Source organism: Azospira sp. MPR-E4 (genome assembly GCF_058809645.1).
In genome coordinates this window covers 1-4502 of sequence record NZ_JBXAST010000099.1, presented here as the reverse complement: position 1 = coordinate 4502, position 4502 = coordinate 1, and the positions used below count along the sequence as shown (strand labels likewise).

Sequence of the window (4502 nt, the reverse complement as noted above, 5' to 3'; positions counted from 1 at the left end):
CCCCACCGCTGCCCGCCCTCCCCCTACGAGCGGGTGTGCATGATGGCCTGGCACCTGAAGCAGCACAAGATTCCCGGCCGCATCGTCCTGCTCGACCCCAAGCCGGCTCCCGCGCCCATCGGCATCGGCTTCAAGCAGGCCTTCGACGAGCTGTACAAGGACCAGGTGCTGTACGTGCCCAACGCCACGGTGAAGGAGGTGGACCCCTACAACAAGCAGGTAAAGACCGCTGCCGGCGACTTCAAGTTCGAGGACGCCATCCTCATGGCGCCTCACCGGGCCGGCGACTTGGTATGGATGGCCGACCTCATCGGCCAGGACGACAAGGGCCAGGCCACCGGCTGGGCCGACCAGCACAACGTGGGCCTGCACAGCGCCAAGGACCCCAATGTGTGGATCATCGGCGACGCCGTGGGCAAGGCCTCGGAACTGTTCGGCTGGTACCCCAAGAGCGGCCACGTGGCCAACCGCCTGGGCCGCATCGCCGCCCGCCAGATCGTGAACCGCATGCAGGGCAAGGACTTCGACAAGTTGCTGCCGGACAACCTGTGCTACATGTTCGTCAACGGCAACCCCATCGAGGCCATCCTGGTGGACTTCCAGTACAAGTTCAACGCCGAGGGCAAGATCGTGCAGACGGTGAAGGAATACCACGAGCACGACGTCAACCTGGCCAAGGAAGACTTCGTCTGGTTCGAAGGCATGGCGGAGGATTTCCTGGACCGGGGCTGATCAGGCAACCGCTTCCCGGAAACAAAAATGGCGCGGAGTTCCGCGCCATTCTTTTGGCTACCAACTAGTCTAATAGACCGATTCCGGCTATTCCAGACAGGAAATAGTGCTGGACTGAAGGTCAGGGCTCTGCGAGAGGGGTATCTAAACGAGAAGGATGCCGATGATGACGACATAAACAATCCCTACAAAAATCCAATGCACCCACTTCTCGCCGGTGGAAAACTCTGCATATCGCTCGTCTAAAGTTTTGGTAAATGTTTCACGCAACTGCTGCCTATATGGCTTCTCTGACACTCTGGACTCCATGTTAAGCGATAGCTTTAGCGCTCGACGGCTCGTAATTCATAAGTGATGACCACATGGTAACAAGAGCTTCAACCCTCCAAAAAATGTGAGTTACAACAGCCTTATGCTGAGAGTCTCCAATTGGCAATTGGAGACTTACATAGCCATTAAAAATCAGCATTCCTACTTGAAATACGCTGAGGAAAACTACGGGCTTGAGCCCAGGTTTTATGACAAGCCACACTAGCCCTGCTACTGGAACGACTGTATCAACCATCAAGCCAATTAAGTTAATTGGCGCCTGCATTCTTGAAATCAACACGACCATAAACACCGGACCAACGATAACTTGGGCAGATTGCACGGCAATTGAGAACGCGTATATAGCCGCGTCAGCCGGGAGAAATTTTTTTCGCCAGCCAATAAATCAATAAACTGGGCAACAACAACAGGAAAAAGAAAGTACTCGAATACCAGCCCACAACAAATGCGGGGATAAAAATTCCGAGGCTTCGATTGGCGATACCGAATGTCATAGGTAAGCCTAAAGATTTAGGTAAGCGGACTGCCGCACGGAAGCGGCTGGGGAAACCCAGGCGGGTCTTCGGCAGGTCTGCTTGAGTGAATTGTTAGGGCTGAATCCAATCAACTTTGAATTTTCCTGTTCTGAATATGGTGATCGTTACTTGTTTCCATTGCTGAGAGTTGTCTGGAAGGGTTCTGTTGAGCTTCTCAACAAGCATGGCCGGTACTAAGGGGCGACAGGGTTCTAGCTTTGTGGTCTGACTGCCGATAGTCACGTTGTGCTTTACCGAGACCTGTTTTCTTCCCTCTACATCTGTTCCTTCTCGTGAGTAGGAGACAGATACTGATTCCCACAATTCAGGAGCGTTCTCAAGCAAGCAGCTGGCGAGTGTTTGGACGATTTCACTTTCAGATTCAGCAGCCGTGGCGTGCGCCGCGAATAAGAGCATCAAAGGGATTATTAGATGTTTCATTTAATTTCCACAAAGTCCTATGTCACCTGCAAACGCTTGCGCTGCAACGGCCTCGGCACAATCAGCATTTATGTGCGTTGATAAAGAAACGGTTAATGCGACGCCAAAGTTTGCATGCTTACAGCATTCAAGTCGCAAGCCGAGAGCATAACCAGCCGCAGAATTCATGTCGAGTGCATGGATCGGGTACGCAGAGGGGATAGGGGAAAACGGGGAGCGAACTTGTGCCGAACGGCCCTTGCAGCCGTTCTAGGTCCGCGGAGGAGCTCCGCGGCGCCGGGCAGGGCGGAGGATTTCCACCTCGCCTGCCCTGCAACCCAATACCCAAGCCATTCTCCGGAAACATACGCCGGAGATTTGCGCCCCGCTTACCTTCCAGGCTGGGCGCCTGTCAGGAGCGGGGTAGAGGCGGTCCTACTTCTTGCGGAAGATCACGTCCCACACACCATGCCCGAGGCGTAGGCCGCGCTGTTCGAACTTGGTCAGGGGGCGGTAGTCGGGGCGGGGGGCGAAGCCGCCGTGGCTGTTGTCCACGGTGTTTTCGAGCAGGGGTTCGGCGGAGAGGACTTCCAGCATCTGCACGGCGTATTCCTCCCAGTCCGTGGCGCAGTGCAGGTAACCGCCGGGAGCCAGGCGGGAGGCGAGCAGGGCGATCAGGGGCGGCTGCACCAGGCGGCGCTTGTGGTGGCGCTTCTTCGGCCAGGGGTCGGGGAAGTAGATGTGGGCGCCGGCCAGGGAGTTCTCGGGGATCATGTCCCGCAGCACTTCCACGGCGTCGTGCTGGATGATGCGAATGTTGCCGAGGTTGCCTTCGGCCACCAGCTTGCACAGGCTGCCGACGCCGGGGGTGTGCACTTCCACTTCGATGAAGTTGGTGTCGGGACGAACGGCGGCGATCTTGGCCGAGGTCTCGCCCATGCCGAAGCCGATCTCGAACACGGTGGGGGCCTCGCGGCCGAAGGTGGCGGCGAAGTCGAGAAGCTGGGGACGATGCTCGATGCCGATCTTCGGCATCATGTCGTCCAGGTAGCGCAGCTGGGCGCTGGAGACCCGGCCCTGGCGCAGGACGAAGCTGCGGATGTGGCGCTGGGCCAGGGGATTGTCCTGGTCCGCGGCGGAGTCGGCCGGGAGGTCAGCGCCGTCTATGGCGTCACGTTGCGGGTCTTGCATGGTCATCCTTCAGTGGATCATTCAGCGTCAAATGCGTGGTTCAGGGCGTGGGCCTTGCCCGGCAGGGCATCGGCCAGGCCGGGGCAGGCCTCGGCGGCGCCGTAGGCGAGACGGCGGCCGACACCGCGGCGCAGCTCGTCCTGCCAGGTCTTCATCAGGGCTTCGCCGTCGGCGGGCTGGTCCGGCTGCTTGGGGTCCGGCAGGCTGGCCATGTCGGCCACCAGGCGCTGCCGGGCCTCGGCTTCGCTGGCGGCGTTGGTCTGTTCCCAGGCGGCGAGGGCGGCGTCGAGCCGTTCCACGGCCTCGGGAGCGGTCTGCTGGCGACACTGGCTCACCAGTTCCCGGGCTTCCGTGGCCCGGCGCAGGCGCTCCACATCTCCCTTGAGCAGCCATTGGGCCTCCAGGTCGTAGCGGGGCTTGGCCAGGGCTTCGGGCAGGGTGGCGCAGGCGGCCTTCAGTTCGGGACCGTCGGTGGACAGGCCCAGGTCGCTCTTCAGCTGCAGGGCCTGGATCAGGTCCAGGCGCCGCACTTCCTCGGCCGGCGGCGTGAAGTAGTAGCGGGCCAGCTCGTATTCGGCCTGCTCGATGCGCACCCGGTTCCTGGCTTCCCAGGCGCCATAGGCTTCCCGGGCCAGTTCGCCCTCTTCCGGCAACAGGGAACAGGCCCGGGCCAGCAGGGAAATGCCGTGGGAGAGGCCGAACAGGGTTTGCTGGGCCAGGATGCGGGGATGGCCGAAGGCATAGCCCTGGCGCTCCGGGCGGAAGCGGGGCACCGCCGGTGCAGCCGCGACGGGGGCGGCCGGAGTCGCCGGGGCGGCGGCCTCGGCAGCGGCCTTGGCTGTGTCTTCCGGCGCCGCGGCGGGCGCCGTGGGAACGGCCGACGGCGCGCTGGCGGCCGGAGCCGGCAGCGGGGCCAGGGGCTGTTCCCTGAAGTCCGGCTCGCCCAGGGGCTGAGCCACGGTTTCCTCGCCGGCAGCGGCTTCCGGCAGGGCGGGCGGCGGCGCGGCAACGGCCTCTTCCTCCGCCGGTGTCACCTTCTGCACCGGGCGTGGCTGGATCACCACGCCCCGGGGCGTGGTCCAGGGGTTGGCCGCATCCAGGCCGCCGTCCTCGCTCGGGGTGAACACCCGCTGCAGCAGCTCCAGCAGAGAAGGCTGGTTGGGGTCCGGCGGCGGCATGAGAATGCTGCTGCCTTCCTCGGCCCGGGCGGCCGGCAGAGCCAGCAGCAGGGCCAGGGAGAGCACCGCGAGGCGGGGACGGAAGGCAGGGGCGGCCATGCTCAGTTCTTGCCGATGAGCCCGGTGGTGGGGGAGC

At 61.9% G+C, this 4502-nt stretch carries 5 protein-coding genes; 1 reads left to right on the top strand and 4 read right to left on the bottom strand.

Translation table 11 applies throughout. The features are described 5' to 3' along the window. Positions 1-732, top strand: a 732-nt coding sequence (locus tag AC1RTA_RS16355) for an NAD(P)/FAD-dependent oxidoreductase (RefSeq protein ID WP_492785341.1), incomplete at its 5' end; no start/stop codon positions are given. 680 nt (positions 733-1412) lie between these two features. On the opposite strand, the gene AC1RTA_RS16350 is transcribed toward AC1RTA_RS16355, so the two are convergent. The 4 genes from AC1RTA_RS16350 to AC1RTA_RS16335 all read right to left on the bottom strand — a co-directional run bounded on the left by AC1RTA_RS16350 (position 1413) and on the right by AC1RTA_RS16335 (position 4465). Beyond that, a complete protein-coding gene (locus AC1RTA_RS16350; protein WP_492785340.1) occupies positions 1413-1556 on the bottom strand; it encodes a hypothetical protein in 144 nt (47 codons plus the stop codon). Between the two features lie 93 nt (positions 1557-1649). Then, a complete protein-coding gene (locus AC1RTA_RS16345) occupies positions 1650-2018 on the bottom strand; it encodes a hypothetical protein (RefSeq protein ID WP_492785339.1) in 369 nt (122 codons plus the stop codon). Between the two features lie 414 nt (positions 2019-2432). Next, positions 2433-3188 (bottom strand): tRNA (guanosine(46)-N7)-methyltransferase TrmB, encoded by a 756-nt coding sequence (trmB, locus tag AC1RTA_RS16340; protein WP_492785338.1) that lies wholly within the window; start codon positions 3186-3188, stop codon positions 2433-2435. Between the two features lie 17 nt (positions 3189-3205). Continuing rightward, positions 3206-4465, bottom strand: a complete 1260-nt coding sequence (locus tag AC1RTA_RS16335; protein ID WP_492785337.1) for a hypothetical protein — start codon at positions 4463-4465, stop codon at positions 3206-3208. Between the last annotated feature and the right edge of the window lie 37 nt (positions 4466-4502).

Bases quoted from the DNA above. Each gene is read 5' to 3' on its own strand.
- AC1RTA_RS16345 (WP_492785339.1), bottom strand. From the start codon at position 2,018: ATGAAACATCTAATAATCCCTTTGATGCTCTTATTCGCGGCGCACGCC.
- AC1RTA_RS16335 (WP_492785337.1), bottom strand. From the start codon at position 4,465: ATGGCCGCCCCTGCCTTCCGTCCCCGCCTCGCGGTGCTCTCCCTGGCC.
- trmB (WP_492785338.1), bottom strand. From the start codon at position 3,188: ATGCAAGACCCGCAACGTGACGCCATAGACGGCGCTGACCTCCCGGCC.
- AC1RTA_RS16350 (WP_492785340.1), bottom strand. From the start codon at position 1,556: ATGACATTCGGTATCGCCAATCGAAGCCTCGGAATTTTTATCCCCGCA.